The organism is Paraburkholderia sp. BR10923, from assembly GCF_040948765.1.
Classification (GTDB): domain Bacteria; phylum Pseudomonadota; class Gammaproteobacteria; order Burkholderiales; family Burkholderiaceae; genus Paraburkholderia; species Paraburkholderia youngii.
Window position 1 is genome coordinate 352,345 of the sequence record NZ_JBFPKO010000009.1, and the last position, 20,994, is coordinate 373,338.

At 61.2% G+C, this 20,994-nt stretch carries 15 protein-coding genes; 7 read left to right on the top strand and 8 right to left on the bottom strand.

Translation table 11 applies throughout. From position 1 onward, the window contains the following. Positions 1-488: 488 nt before the first annotated feature. Complete coding sequence (locus AB3X94_RS19935) at positions 489-1,688, bottom strand: tyrosine-type recombinase/integrase (RefSeq protein WP_368612453.1); 1,200 nt, start codon at positions 1,686-1,688, stop codon at positions 489-491. A 731-nt stretch (positions 1,689-2,419) separates the two neighbouring features. On the opposite strand from AB3X94_RS19935, the gene AB3X94_RS19940 reads away from it, so the two are divergent. Then, the gene (locus AB3X94_RS19940; RefSeq protein WP_368612454.1) at positions 2,420-3,205 is read left to right on the top strand and encodes a hypothetical protein; all 786 of its coding nucleotides are present in this window, start codon (positions 2,420-2,422) and stop codon (positions 3,203-3,205) included. Positions 3,206-3,218: 13 nt separating this feature from the next. Here AB3X94_RS19940 and AB3X94_RS19945 read toward each other — a convergent pair whose 3' ends face one another. Together AB3X94_RS19945 and AB3X94_RS19950 are read right to left on the bottom strand one after the other, a co-directional pair. Beyond that, a complete protein-coding gene (locus AB3X94_RS19945; RefSeq protein WP_368612455.1) occupies positions 3,219-3,602 on the bottom strand; it encodes a hypothetical protein in 384 nt (127 codons plus the stop codon). Between the two features lie 130 nt (positions 3,603-3,732). Next, on the bottom strand, positions 3,733-4,038 hold the full coding sequence (locus AB3X94_RS19950) for a hypothetical protein (RefSeq protein ID WP_368612456.1): 306 nt from the start codon (positions 4,036-4,038) through the stop codon (positions 3,733-3,735). Positions 4,039-4,258: 220 nt separating this feature from the next. Between AB3X94_RS19950 and AB3X94_RS19955 the strand changes: the two genes are divergently transcribed. Further along, positions 4,259-6,127: a replication endonuclease gene (locus AB3X94_RS19955; protein WP_368612457.1), complete on the top strand. Its 1,869-nt coding sequence runs from the start codon at positions 4,259-4,261 to the stop codon at positions 6,125-6,127. Between the two features lie 311 nt (positions 6,128-6,438). Here AB3X94_RS19955 and AB3X94_RS19960 read toward each other — a convergent pair whose 3' ends face one another. The 5 genes from AB3X94_RS19960 to AB3X94_RS19980 form a co-directional block, all read right to left on the bottom strand. Continuing rightward, the gene (locus AB3X94_RS19960; RefSeq protein WP_368612458.1) at positions 6,439-9,453 is read right to left on the bottom strand and encodes a beta strand repeat-containing protein; all 3,015 of its coding nucleotides are present in this window, start codon (positions 9,451-9,453) and stop codon (positions 6,439-6,441) included. 441 nt (positions 9,454-9,894) lie between these two features. After that, entirely contained in the window at positions 9,895-10,287 is a 393-nt protein-coding gene (locus AB3X94_RS19965) for a hypothetical protein (RefSeq protein ID WP_368612459.1), read from the bottom strand. A gap of 190 nt (positions 10,288-10,477) precedes the next feature. Further along, a complete protein-coding gene (locus AB3X94_RS19970; RefSeq protein ID WP_368612460.1) occupies positions 10,478-11,947 on the bottom strand; it encodes a TolC family outer membrane protein in 1,470 nt (489 codons plus the stop codon). A 1-nt stretch (position 11,948) separates the two neighbouring features. After that, the gene (locus AB3X94_RS19975; RefSeq protein ID WP_176107378.1) at positions 11,949-13,313 is read right to left on the bottom strand and encodes an HlyD family type I secretion periplasmic adaptor subunit; all 1,365 of its coding nucleotides are present in this window, start codon (positions 13,311-13,313) and stop codon (positions 11,949-11,951) included. Between the two features lie 14 nt (positions 13,314-13,327). Further along, on the bottom strand, positions 13,328-15,166 hold the full coding sequence (locus tag AB3X94_RS19980) for a type I secretion system permease/ATPase (protein ID WP_176107377.1): 1,839 nt from the start codon (positions 15,164-15,166) through the stop codon (positions 13,328-13,330). Between the two features lie 248 nt (positions 15,167-15,414). On the opposite strand from AB3X94_RS19980, the gene AB3X94_RS19985 reads away from it, so the two are divergent. The 5 genes from AB3X94_RS19985 to AB3X94_RS20005 are packed head-to-tail and all read left to right on the top strand — an operon-like array spanning position 15,415 to position 20,989. Continuing rightward, a complete protein-coding gene (locus AB3X94_RS19985; protein ID WP_368612478.1) occupies positions 15,415-16,581 on the top strand; it encodes a glycosyltransferase family 4 protein in 1,167 nt (388 codons plus the stop codon). 46 nt (positions 16,582-16,627) lie between these two features. After that, positions 16,628-17,410: an ABC transporter permease gene (locus AB3X94_RS19990; RefSeq protein ID WP_368612461.1), complete on the top strand. Its 783-nt coding sequence runs from the start codon at positions 16,628-16,630 to the stop codon at positions 17,408-17,410. Further along, entirely contained in the window at positions 17,407-18,660 is a 1,254-nt protein-coding gene (locus AB3X94_RS19995) for an ABC transporter ATP-binding protein (protein WP_368612462.1), read from the top strand. Before AB3X94_RS19990 ends, AB3X94_RS19995 begins: the two co-directional genes overlap by 4 nt. Continuing rightward, positions 18,657-19,961, top strand: a complete 1,305-nt coding sequence (locus tag AB3X94_RS20000; protein ID WP_368612463.1) for a methyltransferase domain-containing protein — start codon at positions 18,657-18,659, stop codon at positions 19,959-19,961. Before AB3X94_RS19995 ends, AB3X94_RS20000 begins: the two co-directional genes overlap by 4 nt. Further along, the gene (locus AB3X94_RS20005) at positions 19,958-20,989 is read left to right on the top strand and encodes a glycosyltransferase family 4 protein (RefSeq protein ID WP_176107372.1); all 1,032 of its coding nucleotides are present in this window, start codon (positions 19,958-19,960) and stop codon (positions 20,987-20,989) included. The genes AB3X94_RS20000 and AB3X94_RS20005 overlap by 4 nt, the downstream gene beginning before the upstream one ends. The last annotated feature ends 5 nt before the right edge of the window (positions 20,990-20,994 follow it).

The following is a 20,994-nucleotide window of genomic DNA, read 5'->3' on the forward strand; positions in this document are numbered from 1 at the left end:
GGGCCAAAAGGCTCCTAACCTATTGAATTTTAATAAGGTATCCGAATTTTTTATACAAGTCAGTTTTTGCACTGACTTATCGACGTCGTATATTCCGCATCCAGGCACATTCCACTTGGGGGCTTGGTTCGGTCAGCAAGTCAGCAGGATGCTGGCTGTCAGCTAACCAGTACGGATTGGGAGAGGATTCGTGGCAACTGCCGCGTCATTCCCCGAAAATGCAGTAATAGCGAAGCAGGGTGCGAGGTACGTTCGTCGCAACTTGGACCGCCTTCATCGGTGTTGTCTTGCAGCGTCACACAAGTGGAATTTGCTAACGCTGGTGATAGCAGGGACGGGTTCAGGGTGCACCGCACAAGCTTGCACGTCCGTTTCCCAACATCGAGCTTCGCGTCGTGACTGTCTGACCGTTCGCACCGTGCACCGCGTCAGAAGACAAATAAAAAACCCCGCCGAAGCGGGGTGGGTAAAGCAAACTGGCTGCCGGCTCATGCGAACAGCCCAGTGGCCTGTGCGGCCGCATCCGCTCGTGCGCGTTTGCGGCCTTCGGTCAGGTGCAGATAAACCGCCGTCGTTTTCAGCTGGGTATGTCCCAGTGCACGCTGAACGTCGACAATATCCGACCCGGATTCCAGCATCATCGAAGCATAGGTATGTCGCAGGTCGTGCATGCGCAGTCCAGGCAGGCCCGCCTTGTTGCAGGCCGTCACCCAGGCGTCGTAGCACGAATAATACGGCTTGCCGGTTTTCGGATTCGGAAACACCCACGGCCCTTCTGCCGATTCCTGCAACTTCCGCAGCAACCCCAGAACGTCACCAGACAGATACAGGGTGAACCCCTTTCTCGCCTTGTCGGCCTCTGCCGGCACGGTCAGCGTACCGCGCTCGGCATCGAACCACGCCCATTGCATCGCGAGCACGTTTTCCCGGCGCAAGCCGGTCGTGCCCATGACGCGCAGGATATTCGCCAGATGCACGTTCGAAGAAGCCTCGGCGGCTTTGAGCAAGGCGCAAAGCTGGCTCTTGGTCAGAAACCGGCCCTTGACCTTGCGCTCGGACGTGAGCTTCAAGGTGTGGGTCGGATTCTGGCGGACGACATTGCCGTGCGCCTTGATGGCCTCGTTGAACAGGTGTCGGACCAGGATGAGCACGCGCTTGACGGTCCCCTCTGCCAGTGGCTTGCTGGACTGCTTCTGCCAGCGCCCCCCGGCGACGACCTTCTCGCGCAGATGCGTGTTGAATGCGACGATATCCTGGGTGCTGATTTCGTCCAGGCGGCGCTGACCGAAAACGGGCTGGACATGATTGCGGTAAATCGACGTGTGGGCGGAATGCTGTCGACCATTGTTCTTGAGTACCGGCAGGTACGTATTAAAGAAGAACGTATCCACGGTCGGGCAAGAGGGCCGGCGCGGTGCCAGCGTTTCGCCACGGGTAGCAGCAATGCTGGCCAGCTGAGTGCGGGCCATTGCCCGCGCCGCGTTGGCCGACACGCTGCCGACGGCGGCAATTTTCTCCTGCCGCTGCTTGCCTTGCGCGTTCCGGTACACGATGACGTAGCTCATCGTGCCCTTGGGCGTGATGCTTGCAGCGAACCCGGTTTGCTCCTGGTCGAATACGACAAGTTTGTCCTTGCCAGCGGGCACGGTGACGTTGTTGAGGGCCTGCTCGGTAATATGCATTTTCATCTCTGATGTCCTAACCGCACAGCTAGCCAACTTTGGCTGACAGCTCTTTGAGCCATCGGGCTGAACGGTGCGAGGACGTTCCAGCGTGAGACGTGTAGGAACCGGGGCCGGATTTTTTAGCCTTTTCGCAATTTTTTTTGAAAATTTCTCAAAAAATTTTCATCCACGGTTGAATGCGCAACGAAATCAGGCACTTGCGACAACCGGTTTTTCCAGATGGTTTGCCGGGGAGCCGCCGCAAAGCGGTGGGGCAAGGGCGTCCAGCCCGCTGCCGCCGACGATGCGCCTCGCCCCAGCGAGGCCGAGACGGCCGGGGGAGCCGACGAACGTAAGCACGGTCCAAGTGCGGGCCAGCGCCTACGCTGGCTAGTTCGTTGGGGGCGCAGCCCCGACACCCCCAGAGCGGAGCGCCGGGGCAACCGCCTGGGAGCCAAAGGCCGGGGCGTCCAGCCACGCCTTTTCATGCTCGATACAGACCCCGCTCCGCCGGGGGCTTGTGTCGTGCATGGAAAGGGACGAGGGGGTTGCCCCGGCGCGCAGCGTCGGAGGGTGTCGCTGCCTTTCAAGCCGTGGAGCGCCCTAGCGCTCAGCCGTGCGGCCCGCGTCCAGCGGGGAAAGCACGGCGTTAGGCTGATGCGGCCGCCAGGTCGCATCGGTGTTGTCGTTGAGCCGTTTCTATACGAGTCGATGGCACGAGGGTCTTCTCGTGCCCCGACACGGGAAACGACTGCATGACAATCGACAAACGCATCATCGGCGAGCGCAACACGCTCGCCATCCTTGGCTACCTCCACCGCTTTGGCTGGCTCACGAGCCGCATGATTGCCGCGCTCGTCTGGCCAACGGCCAAACAGTCGCCAGCGATGGCGCGGCGCGCCGTCAGGGCGCTGGCTGACGACGGCATCGTCCTGCGCCGCCCGCTGCCTGACGGTGGCGACTGCTATACGCTCTCGGCGGCCGGGGCGCGCCTGCTCAACGAGGCGGCCGGGCTGAAGGCGCGCAGCGGGGCCAGCCTGCCGCTTGGCAACACGGTCCACCGCGCGTGCGCGAACTGGTACGTCATTCACCACATCAACGAGGGCACGACAGTCTGGACTGAGCATGAAATCCAGAGCGGGCGTGCACCTATTGTCAGCGTCGATTGCAAGGTACCCGACGCCCTTCTCGACATGCAGGAAGGCCTTGTCTGGGTCGAGGTCGAGAACGCGTGGAAAAACAGGAAAGAGCGCGCGACGGTCGTGCAATTCAGCAGCCGGTATCTGCCCGCTGGCAATCGCCTCAGCGAGCTGGCTCCCGGCCAGTTCCTGCAGCGTGTCGCGATTGTGGGCACAAACGTCGATGCCCTACGCGCCATGTGCCGCTCGTTTGCCGAAGCGCTCGCGCTCGGCGACATCAGTGAGAGCCAGGCCGCTGACGTTGACCTCGTCCTGTTACCCGTCGACAAAAGCCTGGTCGCCAGCGAGCGTGTCTCGGGCAGCCTGTGGTACGACGGCCTGCTGCCCGCCCTCGCCGATTGAACGTCGTTTCTCGTCAGCCCTCCTGCGCCGCGAGCGGCCAAAGCCCGAACCGCCGCATCAGTTCGAGCATCGTGTCGCCGCCGTCCCCGGCGAAGATGTGGTGGATTTCGTACTGACTGTTCTGGCGTATCCAGCGCATGGTCGCGATGACGTCATCGAACGTCGCGTCGTCGCTCCATATGCAGAGCCAGGCAGGGTCACCACCCGAGGCGTACTGGCTGTTGTACAGGCCGATGAGAAATGTCGCAATCGCGGTCGTGCTGCCACCCGCGTGACTACAGCAGAGTTCAAACAGTCGGTAAGCCGCCTGTGCGCCGGGGTCATCGGCAAACATTTTCCGCAACGGCGGGAGCGTCTGGTGGTGGGGATTGCTGCGTTGCTTTGCGGTGCGGCTCATACGTGGTGTCCTCATGAAAGTAAGAGAGTGACCCGTGCAAACGCATCGGGCCTACTTACGTAGAGAAACCGGTTTTAGCCTTTCGCGCAAAAAAAGTTGGCGTCACGCCGTGCCAATAGGCGTCAGGTCATTACAACAGCGAGCGACGAATCAGCACGGGCTTGACCCAGCCTTCCGCGATGTAGGCCGGGACATATCCCCCCGCACGCGCGACCTCGTTGATGAACGCGGAAAGCGGCAATCGTCGACGACCGACAAGCCACACCTGTGTTCGTTCGGACATGTCGAATCCCTCGTCGAGAATGCGCACGAGGTCGGCGCAGTTGATATTCCGCGTTGAATCAAACCGTTCGAACGCCCGGCACGCGGCGAAGCTGTCGCCGCCCCAAGCGACCCGCGCATACCAGGCGAGCCGGAGAAAGTCGGTATCAGACATGGCTCTTAGTCTCCGTACGTGAACCGGCTTCAGGCTGCCGGCGAACCCATTCACGACACGAAGGAAATACCCCGGCCCTTTCGGGCCGGGGCGCTCCCTCCTTGAGGCGACGCACTCGCGTCATCAATGTATAGGCACTCGCGTACATCGCCGGGCAACTTTTTTCAGGGCGATAAACCGGTGGCTACACGTCGTATTCCTTTGATGATGCGACGCTGTAATGCCCCACCCACTCCGCTCGACCTCCGGGGTCGACGCCCTGATTGCGCATGCCTGCGCCGAACACGAACACGACCTCCTGGCGCAGGTCTTTTCGCCGCTGTTTCCCGAGGATTCGCCGTGGACAGCGCTCGCGGACATTCCCGAATCACTCGCCCAACGTCACGCGCCGCGCCTGAAGGCGGTCGCGCAGGCGCTGGGCGACTATCGTGCCGGCCTGACCGGTACCGCTGGCCGTCTCGCGAAATACCTTGATGCGACAGAAGAGGATATTCGCGAACTCGCGTTACGCTACGCGAAGCACAACCTGCCCGGGGTGCGCAAGCTCGAATGGGCTGAAGGGCTGCTCGGCGGCACCGTGCCCGGCAAGTCCGTCGCGAGCAGGTTGGCACGGGTCAACGACGCGCGATTCTGGCGACGGACGATTCGCACCCGTCTGCTGCGCGAGCGAGAGCAGTTTTTTCTTCGCATGCGTCTGGTCGGCACGCGTGCCGAGGCGTATGTCTCCGACATGCAGCTCGCCACACGTCGCAGCCAGTTGCGTCGGCAACAGCAGTGGATGAAGGACACCGTCCTCATCCCGCGCTACCTCGTACCCGACGACGGTGAGCAGCAACCACTGACGCTGGAGCAGGTTGCCAGCTCGGCGAAAGCCCGCTTTGCGAAGCTGTACACGTTTGTGAATGCGGCAGACTCGATTGCGCAGGATGAGGGACTGGCTGCCGCCATGCTCACGCTGACGCTCGAACCCGAATGGCACCCTAACCCCAGCTTTGGCCAGCACAGTTGGAACGGCGCATCGCCGCGCGAAGCGCACCGCTCGATGGCTAGCCGCTGGCAATCAATTCTGCGCGACCTCCACCGTGCCGGCGTTGGCATCTCCGGGCTGCGTGTCGTCGAGCCGCACAAAGACGGCTGCCCGCACTGGCACGTGTGGCTGCTGTACCGGCCCGATGCGGAAACCACGATTCTCGCCACGGTAATGCGCTATTTCCCGAACAAGCTGAAGGTGCGCGCGCCAAGCCTGCGCGGCGAGAAAAACACCGACGACGACCGCATCTTTGACACGCCCGCCGAACTGCGTGTCGGCGCGGGTCGGCCGCTCACGCATGCGAACGAGGGCGCGCAGGTTGACCTTGCGCGCATTGACCGCTCGATTTCCAGCGGGCCGAGCTACGCCATGAAATACCTGCTCGCGACCGTCGAGGCCGGCGAGCAACTCGATAAAGAGGTGGGGCTCTTCCCCGACATCGAAAACGAAGCCACCAAGAAAGAAAAACGAAAGAAGCGGTTCACGGCACGCCGCGTCGATGCGTTCCGAAGCCTCTGGGGCATCAATGCCGCCCAGCTGTTCGGCGTCGCCAAATGTCTCACGTCATGGGACGAGTTGCGCCGCCTGTCGCAAGCGCCCGAGCATCCGGAACTGCGCCGCCTGTGGGCACTCGCACGGGGCTCCGACCAGGAAGGCCGCATCGCGCCTGGCGCGGGCCAGCGTGGCGACGCGAAGGGCTTCATCCTCGCGCTGGGCGGGCTGGCCGCCTGTGGCAAGCCGACCGAAGACAGCCCACGCCGCAGCATTGGACGGCTCACCGAAGTGGCAGTGAATGCCTATGGCGAGCCCATCGAGCGCACCAAGGGCGTGACGCTCATCGAGCGCGTTCGAAAACGCGTGGAGGTCGGCTCACGGACGAACCGGGATACCGGCGAAATCTCGGTGAAATATGCGTGGCGCTCGGTGGCAACCGTCGTCGCGGAGGTCCGCACACGGTTGACCGAATGGATATTCGCGACGAAGAAAACCGTGTCGTTCGCGCTCGGGCTGGCCAAGGCCCGATTTGCCGCCGCAACCGGCGATACCGTTTTAGCCTAGCGTTACCACCTGTGGGGGAGCTGTGCGATATCCGCGAACGCGGAGGCGTGTGCTCGTCCAGACGCCACAAACGCTGCATTTTTATACCCGCAAACGCCCCGGAATACTGGCGACGGCGGTCAAAAACCCTTGAATCTCATGAAGCCGACCCTTTCCGCCGGGTCGGGCGCAGCCTGGCACGGTGGAGAGGGCCGGAAAACTTTGCTTAGTTATCCAAGAAAGGAAAACCCCACCCCTCTTGCGAGGGGCGGGGCAGTCAAACAAGCGTCTTATCCGGAACCGCTCACGAGGAGCGGTCCAGAACTGTCAGCTTAGGCAAACGTGATGTGACCCACGCCCGCTGCACCGGCGGTAATAGCCGTGTGCGACAGGTCAACGAGACCCGTGATTTTCACGACGTTTGCGGTGGTGGTGGTAGCCGCAGCGGCAACGTCTTCAATATACGTGTTGCCAGCATACTGGAACCAAGTCACAGCGCCCGCGCCCGTGCCAGCTGCTGCAAACACGGCCTGGTCGAAGGTCTGTGCAGCTGCAACCGACGTGGCAGCACCGAGGGTAGTACCTGCCGCCACAGCGTTACCGAAGCTCAGCGTTTCGCCGTGCAGGGTACCGTTCAGCGTCAGCATGTTGCCGGCGGTGGAGGCGGACGTTGCCGACGCGACTTCTTGATACGTCAGCTTGTCCGTCACCGTGGCAGTGCCGCTGCCGAACGTCACAGCATCCGCAACATTGTGCGTTGCCGCGACGTCATTGACCGTAACGGTGACACCCGTACCCGAACCCAGCGTCGCCGAGCTGCTTGCGTTGTTCAACGTTAGAACGTCTGCACCAGCCGATGCAGCGTCGTTGATGCTGCCGCCGGTAGCAGTCGTACCGATAGCACCCAGCGTCAAATGGTTCGTGTGCGTCGAAGCCGTTGCACCTTCGATAATCACACCATTCGACGCGTCGTTCGCGATGGTATCGCCGCCGATGCCGCCCTTGATGGTCAGACCCGTGTAGGTGATGGTGTTGTTGGCGCTCGGCGTGCCGTTAGCACCGGCCGTGATGGTCAGAGCACCGGTTGCTTGCGAGCCATCAATCAGGGTCAGCAGAGATGCCGTCTTGGTAGCGGAAGCCGCTGCAGCGATACCGCTGTCCGTCGTGACACCACCCAGCGTGAACGCGTTCGAACCGGTGATGGTGATGGTCGTCAGGTGATTGTCCGTCTCCGTAAGGCCCGTGAGCGAATTCACTGCACCCTTGACGCCCGCCGAGCTCAGTGCAATCGACGTATCGCCCGTGGATTGCAACGAGTCGATGTTGACACCGTTGGTGTGCGCTTTCAGCGAATCGGCGAAGTCCACCGTCAGCGTGCCCGAGCCGCCAGCGTGCGACAACACCAGGTCGTTGCTACCGACCACTGCAGCCGCATCCAAGGTGTCGGTCACGGTCACGTTTGCGCCGAGGTTCAGCAACGTAGCGACGCCGCTAGTGATTGCCGAGCTGATGGAAACGCCCGAAACGGTCGAACCCGTCATCAGCGATGCGTCCAGCGAGCCGTTGCCAGCGCCGTTGCCGAAGCCCGAAACGTCGAGCACCTGGAAGTTGCTGATGTTGGCTGCGTCGCCAGCGTTCACGAGGGAAGCCGAAATCGTGTTGACGCCGCCCGTACCGCCATTGACCACCGCCGTGTTGGACAGCGAGCCCGAGCCAGCCAGCAGCGTGTTGTTGCCAGCGCCGAGGTTGATGGTGCCGGTCACGTTTGCCACGCCGAGCGTTACGACGTCGTTGCCTGAGCCGCCGGTCACGTTCGCAGCAGCGACACCGTCGGTCAACGTGACACCACCGCTGTTGGCCGACGCGTCGATGGTCTTCAGCGTGCCGAAGGTCGACGTCGCGTCGATGACCAGCGAGCCCGAGCCGGTGATGGTCAGTGCGGTCGCGTCAGCGGCGGTCAGAACGACGTCGTTCTTGCCGGTTGCATCGACCGTCAGGTTCGTCACGGTGCTGTCAATAACAGTCGTGAGGGCCTGCGTGCCGTCTGCGGCGAAACCAACATTCGAAACGTTCAACGTCAGCGATTGCGAACCGGTGGTACCGTTGGTGATGGTAACCGTGTCCGTGTTGGTGAAGTTCTCGAGCGTAACAGCGGCAATGTCCATACCCTTAATCGCAGCGGTGTTAGCGAGGGCGGTATTGCCATTGATGGTTGCAGAGGTCAGCGTCGTGCCGGCACCGGTCGCGCCTGCTGCCGACTGGTTGTCAATGGTCACGGCACCCGCATCACCATTAACGGTAACAGCAGTCAAACCTGCACCGATGACCTGAACCGTCGTGGCTGCCGTTGCGGTAACGGTGTCAACCGCGCCGCCATAGATAGTGGCCGCGCCCGCCGTGCCAGTCGTCAGGGTGACGTTGGTCGTATCAGCAGCGCCAACGACAGCAGCATTTGCGGAGTCGGCCGCCGTCACGTTCAGGGCGGTAAGACCCGCAATCGAAGTCTCCGTCGGTGCAGCAACATTTGACGAACCCGTGTTGATGCTCACGCCGCCATTTGTGGTGACATTCAGCGTTGCGATGTCACCGATGTTCGCAGCAGTCGGAATCGTGTACTGGTAACCAGCACCAGCCGCATGTCCATCAACGATATTCAGCGTGTTGCCGGTGCCCGTGCCGCTGATGGAATCCAGGCTGGTCAGCGTGTTGAGACCGGTCGAGTTCGGCGTTGCGTTGACGACGTTGTTGTTGCCCGTCAGCGTGATGGTGTCCACACCCGTAGTGAGCGTAACCGTCTGTCCAACAGCGCCCGCATTGATGTTCGCCAGCGTCGACTCCAGGTGCGCGGCTGCAGTGCCTTCCGAAGCCGTATCGGTCACGGCTGCAACGGCTGCGCGAGCATTGTCCGAAGCGGTCTTGCCCGAGTAGGCGATTTGCGCCGACACCGATGCCGACAGAGCATTCGTGAATGCGTCAGCGTAAGCCTGCTTTGCATCCAGTTGAGCTTTGTCGGTGCCCGTCGCGCCGTAGTAGATGTTCAGTGCGACCGAAGCCAGCGTGAATTCGCCGGTGTTAATGCCGTGTTGATAGAAGTTCAGACCTTCGGCGTCAGGAGCACGGCCGAACAGCGTCTGATAGATCGCGGTGATTTGCGCTGCCAGGTTCGAGCCACCGTACAGGGCGGTCGATTCAGTCGACGTACCGAACTCGTTGATGATCGAGCTCAGGTTGCCCCCGGCGTTGTCCAACCGCATTGCCCAGTATTCTTGACCTGCGGGGTCAGCCGGGCGGCCATAATAAGCCAGATACGCCTGTTGTACTTCTTCGTAATATTGTGCTGCAGCCATTTGATTCTTCTCCGATAGAGTACGAATATCAACACATGTGTGATACGTCATGAGCCGTTAGGGAGTCGACGCGTCAGATTCATTGGACTTGAATCACCCGACGGTTTTCCACAAAGCTACAACGCAGGGGGATTTTCAACGTCGGGTTGTTCGCGAATTGTGATGGCGCGCACAAAAGCGCAAATAGTTGGAGACTCGGCGATAGAGTTGCTTTTTTTCTGCGCAACTCAGACCTGAGAAAGAGGCATTTGATGCGGGAAAGAGCTTTTAAAGAAGCCTTGCAAAGAATACGAGCGCTGGGCGCGGTAACGCATGAGCGCTTGTTTCCCCTCTCCGGCTAGAACCGGCCTTGCCAAACGGAAGGAACAGCCAACACTGCGGGATGCGACACGCAAACGTTAAAATCAAGCACGACTCTAAAGAAATCGCATGCCGCGGCCGTCAATTACCCACGAGGCCATAAGCGCCGAGTGAGAAGTGATTCGACGTCAAATCCGGCTGATCCCTTTCTGCAAACTCCCCGGCAGTGTCCGCGTCATGACCCACGGCAGGATCCGCTGCGCGCGCCTGTTCTTCGAGCAGGCGGCTGGCATTTGAATGCTGCAGCGTCCCGTTCAGCGCATCGATCAATTCGCTTAACCGATCCTGTCGGAGCAGAAAATGCCGGGTGGTCGACGAGCCAACGTTGTCGTCCGACTCGCCCGCCACGTATAACGACAGGCTGATATGGCCTGAGGCCGCAACCGGCTCGATGGTCCAGTCCACGATCCAGCGTCGCAGACCGAGTCTTTTGCCGCTTGTGGCCTTTCGCTTTGTGATTGAATCGGGCTTCATGATCTGTTTCGGTGAGATTGCGCGGCACTCGGCAATTGGAAATGCTGCCGGACCACGATGCCACCTAATTTAGTGCAGATGCCCAAACAAGATTGTGCGTGCCAGCACAATCCTTAAGTAAAAATAGGTGAAGAGAACCGCCACGCCAATGCCACGCCCACACGTGATCGGGCGTGGCGCACGGTATCGATCAATGAACCCGCGCTGTCGGCACCACCGCATTGGCGAGCGGCGCCGCCTGGGCAGGTGGAACGAACGACTGCGCAATCTCCACCAGATCCTGCTCGGTCAATATCCCGGCAGCGTGTTTGAGTTGCAGATCTGCCAGCAGGAACTGATAACGCGCGCGCGCCAGATCGCGCTTGGCCGAATACAGCTGCTGTGTAGCCGTCAATACGTCGGCATTTGTGCGCACGCCCGCCTGAACGCTTTTGCGGGTCGCCACGATCTGCAGCACCGCGGATTCGACGGCGCTTTTGAGGGAGTCGATGCGCGTCATGCTGCTCACGCACTGGTTGTATTGTTTGCGCAGGTCGAGCAACACCTTGTCGGTCTTGTCTTGCAATTCGAATTGCGCACGTTCGTAATTAGCCTGCTCCTGTTGGGTCGACGCGCGCACGAGTCCACCGGAATACAACGGTATCGTGACTTCAACACCGACCGATTTGGTCAGATAGCGAGTACCAATCGCATTGGTCTGGGTCGACTGATTCTGACCAACGCTCGCCACCAGATCCACGTGCGGATAGAAGCCCGCCTGTACGATCTTCATCTTTTGCTGCGCCGCTTCAACTGAGTGTCGGCCAGCAATCAACCTCGCGTTGTTTTCCAACGCAATATCGTGCCAATGATCGAAACTGAGCGGCTCGGGCAGCACCGGTTGAAAGTCGTCCTTCAGACGGTCAAGACCCGCGACATCGAGCGACGCCGGCAAACCGGTCAGCGCTTCGAGCGCATGCGCAGCGTTATCCAGGCTATCGCGGGCGTCGGCGACATCGGCCGCTGCCAGCGCGGCTTTCGATTTCGTTTCGAGGATATCCGTGCGGGTCCCCTCGCCGTTTTTGAACATCGCCTGATTGCCGGCGTACTGTTCATCGAACGCGTTTTTCTGCGCGAGCGCGAGCGACAACTGATCTTCCGCGAAGACCGTATCCGTATAGGCAGTTAACACGCGCACTAGCAAATCCTGCCGGCTATCGTCGAACGTCGCGTCCCCGGCGAGCGCGATTGCCTTGCCGTAGCGATAGCGCGCAATGCCTTCGAAGCTGATCAGTGGCTGACGCAGCGAAACGCCTTCGGAATAGGCACCGTAGACCTGATGTTCGGAAACGACGCCATACGGCGGACCCACATACGACGTCGTACCGGTAATGTCGCGGTATCGCGCGTAATTCGCCGAAACGTTGGGCAACAAATACGAGCGACCAATCCCGACATTCGCATCATCGGCTTCCTTCTGCTTCGCCGCGCCCGCGAGAATCGGGTCATGGCTGAGCGCGGCTTCGTACGCATCGACGAGGCCGAGCGCAAGCGCTGGACGCGGCGCGATCATTGCGGCACCAACCGACATCGCCAGCAACAACGTGCGCAGGCGTGGAACGGCCTGCGCCGTGCCGGTAGAACCGGCGTTGGACGACCGAAGTGAAAAAACGCGCTGCACTTCAGTCCTCCGTGAATGCAGTGTGTGCGCGATCGAAGATCGGCTTGAGCAGATAGCTCAGCATCGAACGCTGACCTGCATTGATGAATATCTCGACCGGCATGCCCGGCTTGATATCCAGCTTGCGCAACTGTTTCATGCCCTGCTCGGTCACTTTGGCGCGCACCCTGTAGTACGGGGCGCCGGTGTGTTCGTCCACGAGGCGGTCGGCGGACACGAACGTCAGCGTGCCGGGCACTCTCGGGGTGGTGTTCTGGTTGAACGCGGTGAACATCATGTCGACCGGCATTTCCGTGCGAACCTTGTCGACCAGGTTCACCTCGAGGTGCCCTTCCGCTTCCAGCGGTTCGCCAGTCGGCACCACATCCATCAGCTTCGCGCCGGGGCCGATCGTGCCGCCTTCGGTGAAGACGCTCATCCCGACGACGGTGCCGTCAACCGGGGAACGGACCTCGCTGTTGGCAAGGTTGAATTCGCTTTCGTCCAGCCGGCTACGCAATGCCTCGGTGTCACGCTGCACGTCGCTCAACTGCGTGCGCACCTCTTTCATATAGTCTTCCTGCGCTTGTGCGATACGCAGACGCGCCTCGGCCGACTGGCTCGCCAATTCCCCGGCGGTGCCCGCCTGGCGCGCGATCTCGCCGTTCAGCACGGCTTCCTGACGTTGCAGGTCCTTCAGCTTGCTGCGCGGCACATATCCTTCGATCGCCAGCTCACGAACGCCGGTCAACTGGTCCTGCAGCGCCTGGTGCTCGAGCAGCCGTTGAGCATGCGCGTCGTTTTCGCCAGCCAGCTGCGCCTGGTATCCGGCGATGCTCTCCTGCAGCGCGCCAATCGACGCCTTCAGTGCCAGCCGGCGCGCGCTCAGCAGTTGCTCCTGCAGCTGCACGTCGGCCTCGGCCTCCTGATCGTGTGCGGCGACACCGTCCGTCAACTCACGCGGGAAGGCGATGGTCTTCGCATTGGTCGCCTCCGCGACGAGGCGCGCCTTGGTGGCGAGCTCGGTCAGGTACTGCGAGCGGATGGTCGCGTTCTGCGAGCGCGTCTGCACGTCGTTCATCCTGATGAGCACTTGCCCGGCCTTCACCTGATCGCCATCCTGAACGAGGATTTCGCGAATGATGCCACCGGTCGGGTGCTGGATGGTCTTGCGATTGCCGGCCACCACCACCGTTCCCTGAACCTCTGTGCCCTTGCTGAGGGGCGCGAATGCGGCCCACAGCAACGAGCCTACGACGCCGACCAGTACGACGGTCCAGCCAATCTTGACGTAGCGCGATTCATCGACATTGACGACCGGCGGCAATCCGGTGCCGAGCACCTCGATGGCAGGCGCCGCCGCTTTCTTGCTTGTGGAATTAACCATGGAAAATCTGCGGGTCAGACTGTGGCATCCGCATCCGCTGTTTGAGCGTCGGATGGCTGATGAGGGTTGGACGAAGCCGGGTTTGAGGCGGCAGGTTGAGCCGTAGCGGCGGATTGAGCCGTCGCGGTCGTTTTTGCAGCAGCCGATTGCGCAGCCGCCGTATTCGCGGGCGCATTCTGCAACGCCGCCAGCACATGCGCGGTGGGCCCGTACATCCTGAGCTGGCCTTCGACGAGCAGCAGCAGCTTGGTCGTAGCGGCAATGATGCTGGTCCGATGCGTAATCAGCACGACGGTCTTGCCGGCTGCGTGCAAGCGCTCGATCGCCAGCTTGAGCGCCGCCTCGCCGGTCTCGTCGAGGTTCGAATTCGGTTCGTCCAGCACGATGAACGACGGATTGCCATACAGCGCACGCGCCAGACCAATGCGCTGCTTCTGCCCACCGGAGAGCCCGGCGCCGCGATCGCCAACCAACGTGTCATAGCCTTGCGGCAGACGCAGAATCATCTCGTGAACCCCGGCGAGCTTCGCCGCCTCGATGACCTTCTCCGATTCGATCTGCCCAAAGCGTGCAATGTTTTCCGCGATCGATCCGCCGAACAGTTCGATGTCTTGCGGCAGGTAGCCGATGTGCGGTCCGAGCTGATCCTTGTCCCACTGATAGATGTCCGCGCCGTCCAACCGCACGGTGCCGACCGCGGCAGGCCACACGCCGACCATCAGCCGTGCGAGCGTCGACTTCCCGGACGCACTGGGTCCGATCACGCCGACCACATCACCGGCATCGATCGTGAATGACAGGCCCTGCACCACCGGCACACGCATCCCCGGCGGCGCTGCGCTCACGCCTTCGAGCGTCAGCCGTCCGGTCGGCGGCGGCAGCGTCATGCCGATACGGCGCACTGGGTTGTTCTTGAGCAGTTCGACGAGGCGGTCGTAAGCACTGCGAGCGCCGCTCCACTGACGCCAGACCGAAATCACCATTTCCAGCGGACCCAACACACGGCCCATCAGGATCGAACCTGCGATCATCATGCCCGGAGAAATCTTGCCGTCGATCGCGAGCAGCGCGCCGATCCCCAGTACGAGGGACTGCAATGAGAGCCTGAAGAACTTCGTGACATTGCCGACCAGCGCCGCTTTCTCGCTCGCTTCAGCCTGGCGCGAGAGAAAGCCCGCATTCAGGACTGACCAGCGCGCCATCAGGTTGGGCAGCATGCCCATCGCCTCGATGACCTCGGCATTGCGCAGATTCGCGGTGGCGAGTGCGGTGGAGCGAATCGACAAACTGGTCGCCTCCGACAGCGGACGACGTGAAACACGTTCGTTGGCGATTGCCAGTGCTATCAGGATCGCCGAGCCCGCCAATGCAAACACGCCGAGCCAGACATTGAAGATGAAGATAACCGCCAGATAAATCGGGAACCACGGCGCATCAAAGAATGCGAACAGCGCATTGCCGGTAACGAACTGCCGGATCGTGGTCAGGTCATTGAGAGACTGCCCCGCATTGACGCCCTGCTGTTTGAGATTCGTTTCAAACGCAGCGGTATACACGCGGCTGTTCAGGTGCATGTCCAACTTGCCGCCGATGCGGATCACGATAAAGCTGCGCACATATTCGAGCACGCTCGAGAACCCGTACATGCCGAGCATCATCAGCGTCAGCATCGCCAACGTGACGCCATTACGGCTTGGCAGCACGCGGTCATATACCTGCAGCATGTAAATGGACGGCACGAGCATCAACAGATTGATGAGCATGCTGAATGCGCCTAGCGTGCGAAACACGCGGCGGTAGCCTAACAACGCCTGAATGATTTCATTCGACGGCACTCTGACTTTACTGGTCATCTTTGCTCGTTACGCCGGTCTCGCAACGCCTCTCGATTCACTTCTAGTGTGGTCATTCTTTGGCCGACACCCCGTGCGTCGGTCCGTTCTGAAGGCGCTCATTCTGCTCGATCAATTGCGCGTGAAATGTGACGGCCGTCACATCTATTCGCGAAAACAAACCCGATACTTGCGCTGCTCCCAGAATCCTTATTGCAGACAGTACCTTGCTCGACAACAACTATTCCGACGCTCAGCTCGACATCGCAATGGGTGGGCGCGCTTTACTCACGCCGCTTACGGGTATTGGCCAGTACGCGTCAAATCTGGCCCGCGAATTCGTCCATCGGGGACATAGCGTGCGGTTCTTTTACGGCACGCACTGGTCTTCGTCGCATGAGAACGGCACGACAGCGCCAGCCGCGGGAGATGCACGAGCAACGAAGTCGTGGCGCACCATCGCGGCAGCCGGTGCCAAACGTTTTGCGCGCAAGTATTTGCCCTCCGCATACCGTTTCATGCCACACGTCGAGCAGTATCGTTTCGATTCGGGCATCCGGCGGCGGCGTGCTCCGCAGGTCTATCACGATCCGAACTTCATTCCGTTCCGCTTTCGCGGGCCGACAGTGATCACCGCTCACGATGTCTCGTGGGTGCGTTATCCGGAGTACCACCCTGCCCAACGTCTCGCGCTATTGCGGGCGAACTTTCCGCGCGCGCTCGAACGCGCGGATCGGGTCATCGTGGTATCGGAGTTCGTTCGGCAAGAATTACAGGCCTGCTTTTCAGTCGCGCCCGAGAAGATCAAGGTCGTGTATAACGGCGTGTCGACGCGTTTCCAGCCATATTCCTCCGAAGCGACCAGTAAAGTACTGGGCCGCCACGGTCTCGCACATGGCCATTACTTCGCGGCCGTGGGCACGCTGGAGCCACGCAAGAATCTGCAAACCGCGCTGGCCGCGCATGCGCGCCTGCCGGCCGAGGTCCGGCGCCAGTTCCCGCTCGTGCTGATCGGCATCGAAGGATGGCTGACGGACACGTTGCACCGCGCACTTGAACCGGGTCTGCGTGAAGGCTCCGTGCGCAAGCTCGGCTATGTGTCAGACGACGACATTCCGCTGCTGACCGCGGGCGCGCTCGCCATCGTCTATGTATCCGTCTATGAAGGGTTCGGGTTACCCATCATCGAAGGCATGGCGGCTGGCGTGCCGGTATTGTGTTCGACGGCCGACGCGCTTCGGGAAGTGGCAGGTGATGCCGGCATCATGCGCGAGCCGACCGATGTCGAAGGATTTACCGAAGCGATGCAGGTGCTGATCGACGATCGCGCGTTGCGTGAGCGGTTGATCACGGCCGGCATCGCCCGTGCGCAATCCTTCAGTTGGCAGCGCACTGCCGAGGAAACGCTCGCCGTCTACCGGCAGGTACTCGCCTGACGAAGCCGGTTCCGACGAGCGCCGCGATCCACCTCGAATCCGTTTCATGCATACATTAAGAACAAGCCTCGCGCATGTCCTCCTGCTGTCGCGTCAGGATCTCATCGACCGGCATCGGGAAAATACGCTGGGCGCCGCCTGGCTGCTGATTCAGCCGCTGACCTTCGTGGTGCTGTTCAGCACGGTGTTTTCCCAATTCATGCGCACGCGCATCGGCGCGGATGCCGATCCCTATCTGTACACCGTCTATCTGATCGGCGGCCTGCTCACGTGGAACCTGTTCGCGAACCTGCTGAACCGGCTCACCCCCGTCTATAGCTCGAAGGCGCATCTGATCCGCAAGATAAGCGTCGATCTGTGGCTGATGCCCTTGCATATCGTGCTCGCCGAGTGGGCGGTATATGCGATCACGATGGCGTTCTTCGCGATGTTCCTGCTGGTCATCGGTCATCCGATCGGCATGCAATGGCTGATGCTGCCGGTCGTTGCGCTGCTTCTGAGCGCGTTCGCGTATGGCATTGGCATCGTCCTCGGTACACTCGACGTGTTCATTCCCGACATCAAGAACGTGCTGAACGTGGTGCTGCAATTCGGCTTCTGGCTCACGCCGGTCGTCTACCTCGCTTCGATCCTGCCACCGTGGGCCGCGAAGGGATTGCACTTCAGTCCGATCTTCTGGGCCATCGACTCGGTGCACGCGATCATCGTATGGCATCAATACCCGCAGCCGAAAGAGCTGCTCGCATTGTTCGGCGCTGCGGTGCTCAGCCTGCTCGCGGGGCGCCTGCTATTGACCCGTCTGCAATCTGAACTGAGGGATACGTTGTGACGACACACGCGCAGAACGGTCCGCCAGTTCTGGAGATCGAACGGCTCTCGAAGCGCTTCAAGATCTACAACCGCACCGCTGACCGCCTGATAGAAAGCTTTTCCCGCAAGCCGCGGCATCGCGTGCATGCCGCGCTGCGGGACGTTTCGTTCTCACTGGGACAAGGCGAGGCGATCGGCGTGCTCGGCCAGAACGGCGCGGGCAAATCGACCTTGCTCAAGCTCGTGAGTGGCGTGCTGTTGCCCGATGCCGGGTCGATCGTGCGGCGGGGGCGAATTGCGGGTCTGCTCGAACTCGGCACCGGTTTCGACGGCAAGCTGTCGGGTCGCGAGAACATCGCGGTGAATGCGCGGCTGATCGGCATGACGAGCGAAGAGATCGAACAACGTTTCGACGCGATCGTCGCCTTTTCCGAACTGGCTGAGTTCATCGACGCGCCGCTGCGTACCTATTCGTCCGGGATGATCATGCGGCTCGGCTTCTCGGTGGCCATTCATGCGGACCCGGTGTGCTTCATCGTCGACGAAGCGCTCGCGGTCGGCGACGCGCGCTTTCAACAGAAGTGTCTGAAGCGCATTCGCGAGTTTCGCGACGCTGGTGGCTCGATCCTGTATGTGTCGCACGACATCAATTCCGTGAAGCTGCTATGCGATCGAGCCATCCTGCTTTCGGGCGGCGAAGTCGTCCACGACGGCTTGCCGGAAGAAGCCGCGCAGATCTATTACCGGCTGATTGCGGGCATCGATAGCGACGCGCCGCAAGCCAACCAGTCGACGCCGAAATCATACGGTGCGTTGCGCACCCGCGTGCGCAACGTGGTGCTGTCAGGTCGCTTCGGGCCGGCCATGCGATTTGCGTCCGGTGAAGAAGTGACGATCGACCTCGAATGCGAGTCGGACCAGGACGCCCAGCTATCAGTCGGCATTCTGATTCGCGATCGTTTTGGCCAGGACGTGTTCGGCACCAATACCGCGTTGTTGCGCAAGCAGGCGCACTTCTCCGCCGGCAATAGCGTTTGTTGCCGCTTTTCGCTGCCGCTGAATTTCGCGCCTGGCAAATATACGATCACGGTCGCCCTGCATTCTGACGACACCCACGTGCACGATTGCCAGCACTGGTGGGACGCCGCCGCGACTTTCGAAATCGCCGGCTTTCAGCATGTGCCCTTCTCCGGACTGTGCTACGTGCCGGCGCAATTTGCTCAATACCCTGTACGGGAATTGGAACAACCCACGTTACGAGAATCATGACCAACGCAGTACTTCAAGATCTGATTGCGCGTGTCAAGGCGGAAGCAGCTGCCCATGCCGGCCCGAGCGACACAACTGCAATGGCTGCGCTGGCGCATGCCGTATCGCCCGCCGGAACCGAACTGGATCTCGCCGGCCTTTGCGCTCCCGCATCGATCGAACAGCTGATGCTTGCCGAGGACGAGGTTTTCGTCGATGGCGCCTATCGGCTCGTGTTACGCCGCGAGTCCGATCCAGCCGGCCGGGCCAATTACGTCGGTCAACTGAAGAACGGCGCCAGCCGGCTCGTGCTGCTGGCGAAGCTGCGCATGTCGGAAGAAGGGCGGCGCACTGGCGTGCAGGTGCCGGGGCTTCGCCTCGGCGTTGGCGTGACGCTCGCGCAGCGGGTGCTGCGCCATGCGGGACTCAGCGCGCTGGCGTCACGAGTCGGACGATATGCCGACGGCGTCTATGCGCGGCGCCTGCTCTCCCGTTCACTGGTCGCGTGGCGGAGCCGCTTCGAAAATACTGTCGGTGCCGTGATGCGCCAGGCCGCGCGGTCCGAAGAACTATCACGACGCGTGGACGATCTGCAGGTACAGTTTCGCAAAGGCCTCGCAGTGGCGCCGGAAATAATCGACGCCTATTACCTTGCATTCGAAGATGCCAATCGCGGCACGCGTGAGAACGTGCGCGCGAAGCTGGCGATCTACGACGACTGGCTCGCAACGAATGTTCCGCGCGCGGGCAGACTCACGCATCAGATCGTGGATATTGGCTGCGGCCGGGGGGAATGGCTCTCGTATGTGCGCGAGCGAGGCCACGACGCAATCGGTATCGACGTCAGCCCGGTCATGGTCAAAGCCTGCGTCGCGCAAGGCTTCGACGCCCGCCATACGGACGCACTGAAGTATCTGCGCAGTTTGCCGACAGGCTCGGTCGCCGCGGTCACCGGTTTTCATATCATCGAGCATCTGCCATTCGACTATCTGTTCGCGCTCGTGCAGGAAAGCTACCGGGTGCTGGTGGAAGGCGGTTCGGTCCTGTTCGAAACGCCGAACCCGGAGAACATACTGGTTGGCAGTCACACGTTTTATCACGACTTCACGCACCGCAACCCGATAACGCCGAGTGCGATTACGTTCCTGCTGAAGTATCACCACTTCGAAGCGATCGACATCATTCGCAGCAGCCCATACCCGGAAGAAGCGAAGGTGCCGGGCAACGATCCGCTGACCGAGCGCGTCAACGGCCATCTCTGCGGTCCGCAGGACTTCGCGGTGCACGGACGCAAACGGACCGCGGCAGGAGCGCCAGCGTGAAGATTCTGGTGACCGCGAACATGGTGCCATTTATGCATGGGGGCGCCTCGTATCACATTGCCGGCGTAGTCCGTGAGTTGCAGCGGGCGGGACATGAGGTGGAGCTGCTGCGTCTGCCGTTTCGCTTTTCGCCGGAAAAGGACATCGCGCGAGCGATGGAACATGCGCAGTCGCTCGACTTCATCCGTCCGAACGGCGTCACGATCGATCAGGTGATCAGCCTGCAATTTCCGGGCTATGGAATCAGCCACCCGAATCACCGGGTATGGGTCATGCACCAGCATCGCGCGATTTATGAACTGTACGATGCCGCGCAGGCAACCGCTGAACTCAAGCAGCTGCGCGCTCAGGTGATCGCGTTCGACAACGCCGCGCTCTCGAGCGCGAACCTGGTGTTCGCGAATTCGCGGCGTGTCGCTGAACGCTTGCGCGACTTCAACCGGATCGAAGCGACGCCGCTCTATCATCCGCCCGCAGACGCGGAGTCGTTCCGCTGCGAACAGGCTTTGCCGTATGTATTTTTCCCGAGTCGCCTGGAAACGCTGAAGCGGCAATCGTTGCTGATCGAAGCGGCGCGTCATATGCACTCGCCGCTGAAGATCCTGCTGGCAGGCGACGGCGGTCAGCGCGAGGTGCTTGCCCGGCTCATCGAACAACATGACGTGGGTAGCCGCGTCGCGCTGATCGGACATGTGACCGAGGCAGAAAAGCGCGCCTTTTACGCACGCGCGCTGGCCGTGGTGTTTCCGGCTTTCGATGAAGACTACGGATACATCACACTCGAAGCAATGCTGTCGTCGAAACCCGTGATTACCTGCACCGACTCCGGCGGACCGCTGGAGTTCGTTCGTGACGGCGAAACTGGCTGGATCGAGCCACCCGACGCCAAGGCGCTCGCCCAGCGCCTCGACTGGCTCGCGCAACATCCGCGCAAGGCTGCCGACGCCGGCGTGCGCGGCCTCGAAGCCTACCGGGCGGCGAACATCTCGTGGCGCGGTGTGATCGAGCAGCTTACCCAACCTCTCTAACCTGA

Excerpts from the sequence above, each read along its gene's own strand:
- AB3X94_RS20000 (WP_368612463.1), top strand. The coding sequence starts at position 18,657 with ATGACCAACGCAGTACTTCAAGATCTGATTGCGCGTGTCAAGGCGGAA.
- AB3X94_RS19985 (WP_368612478.1), top strand. The coding sequence starts at position 15,415 with ATGGGTGGGCGCGCTTTACTCACGCCGCTTACGGGTATTGGCCAGTAC.
- AB3X94_RS19965 (WP_368612459.1), bottom strand. The coding sequence starts at position 10,287 with ATGAAGCCCGATTCAATCACAAAGCGAAAGGCCACAAGCGGCAAAAGA.
- AB3X94_RS19980 (WP_176107377.1), bottom strand. The coding sequence starts at position 15,166 with ATGACCAGTAAAGTCAGAGTGCCGTCGAATGAAATCATTCAGGCGTTG.
- AB3X94_RS19990 (WP_368612461.1), top strand. The coding sequence starts at position 16,628 with ATGCATACATTAAGAACAAGCCTCGCGCATGTCCTCCTGCTGTCGCGT.
- AB3X94_RS19935 (WP_368612453.1), bottom strand. The coding sequence starts at position 1,688 with ATGAAAATGCATATTACCGAGCAGGCCCTCAACAACGTCACCGTGCCC.
- AB3X94_RS19940 (WP_368612454.1), top strand. The coding sequence starts at position 2,420 with ATGACAATCGACAAACGCATCATCGGCGAGCGCAACACGCTCGCCATC.
- AB3X94_RS19955 (WP_368612457.1), top strand. The coding sequence starts at position 4,259 with ATGCCCCACCCACTCCGCTCGACCTCCGGGGTCGACGCCCTGATTGCG.
- AB3X94_RS19945 (WP_368612455.1), bottom strand. The coding sequence starts at position 3,602 with ATGAGCCGCACCGCAAAGCAACGCAGCAATCCCCACCACCAGACGCTC.
- AB3X94_RS19950 (WP_368612456.1), bottom strand. The coding sequence starts at position 4,038 with ATGTCTGATACCGACTTTCTCCGGCTCGCCTGGTATGCGCGGGTCGCT.
- AB3X94_RS19975 (WP_176107378.1), bottom strand. The coding sequence starts at position 13,313 with ATGGTTAATTCCACAAGCAAGAAAGCGGCGGCGCCTGCCATCGAGGTG.
- AB3X94_RS19960 (WP_368612458.1), bottom strand. The coding sequence starts at position 9,453 with ATGGCTGCAGCACAATATTACGAAGAAGTACAACAGGCGTATCTGGCT.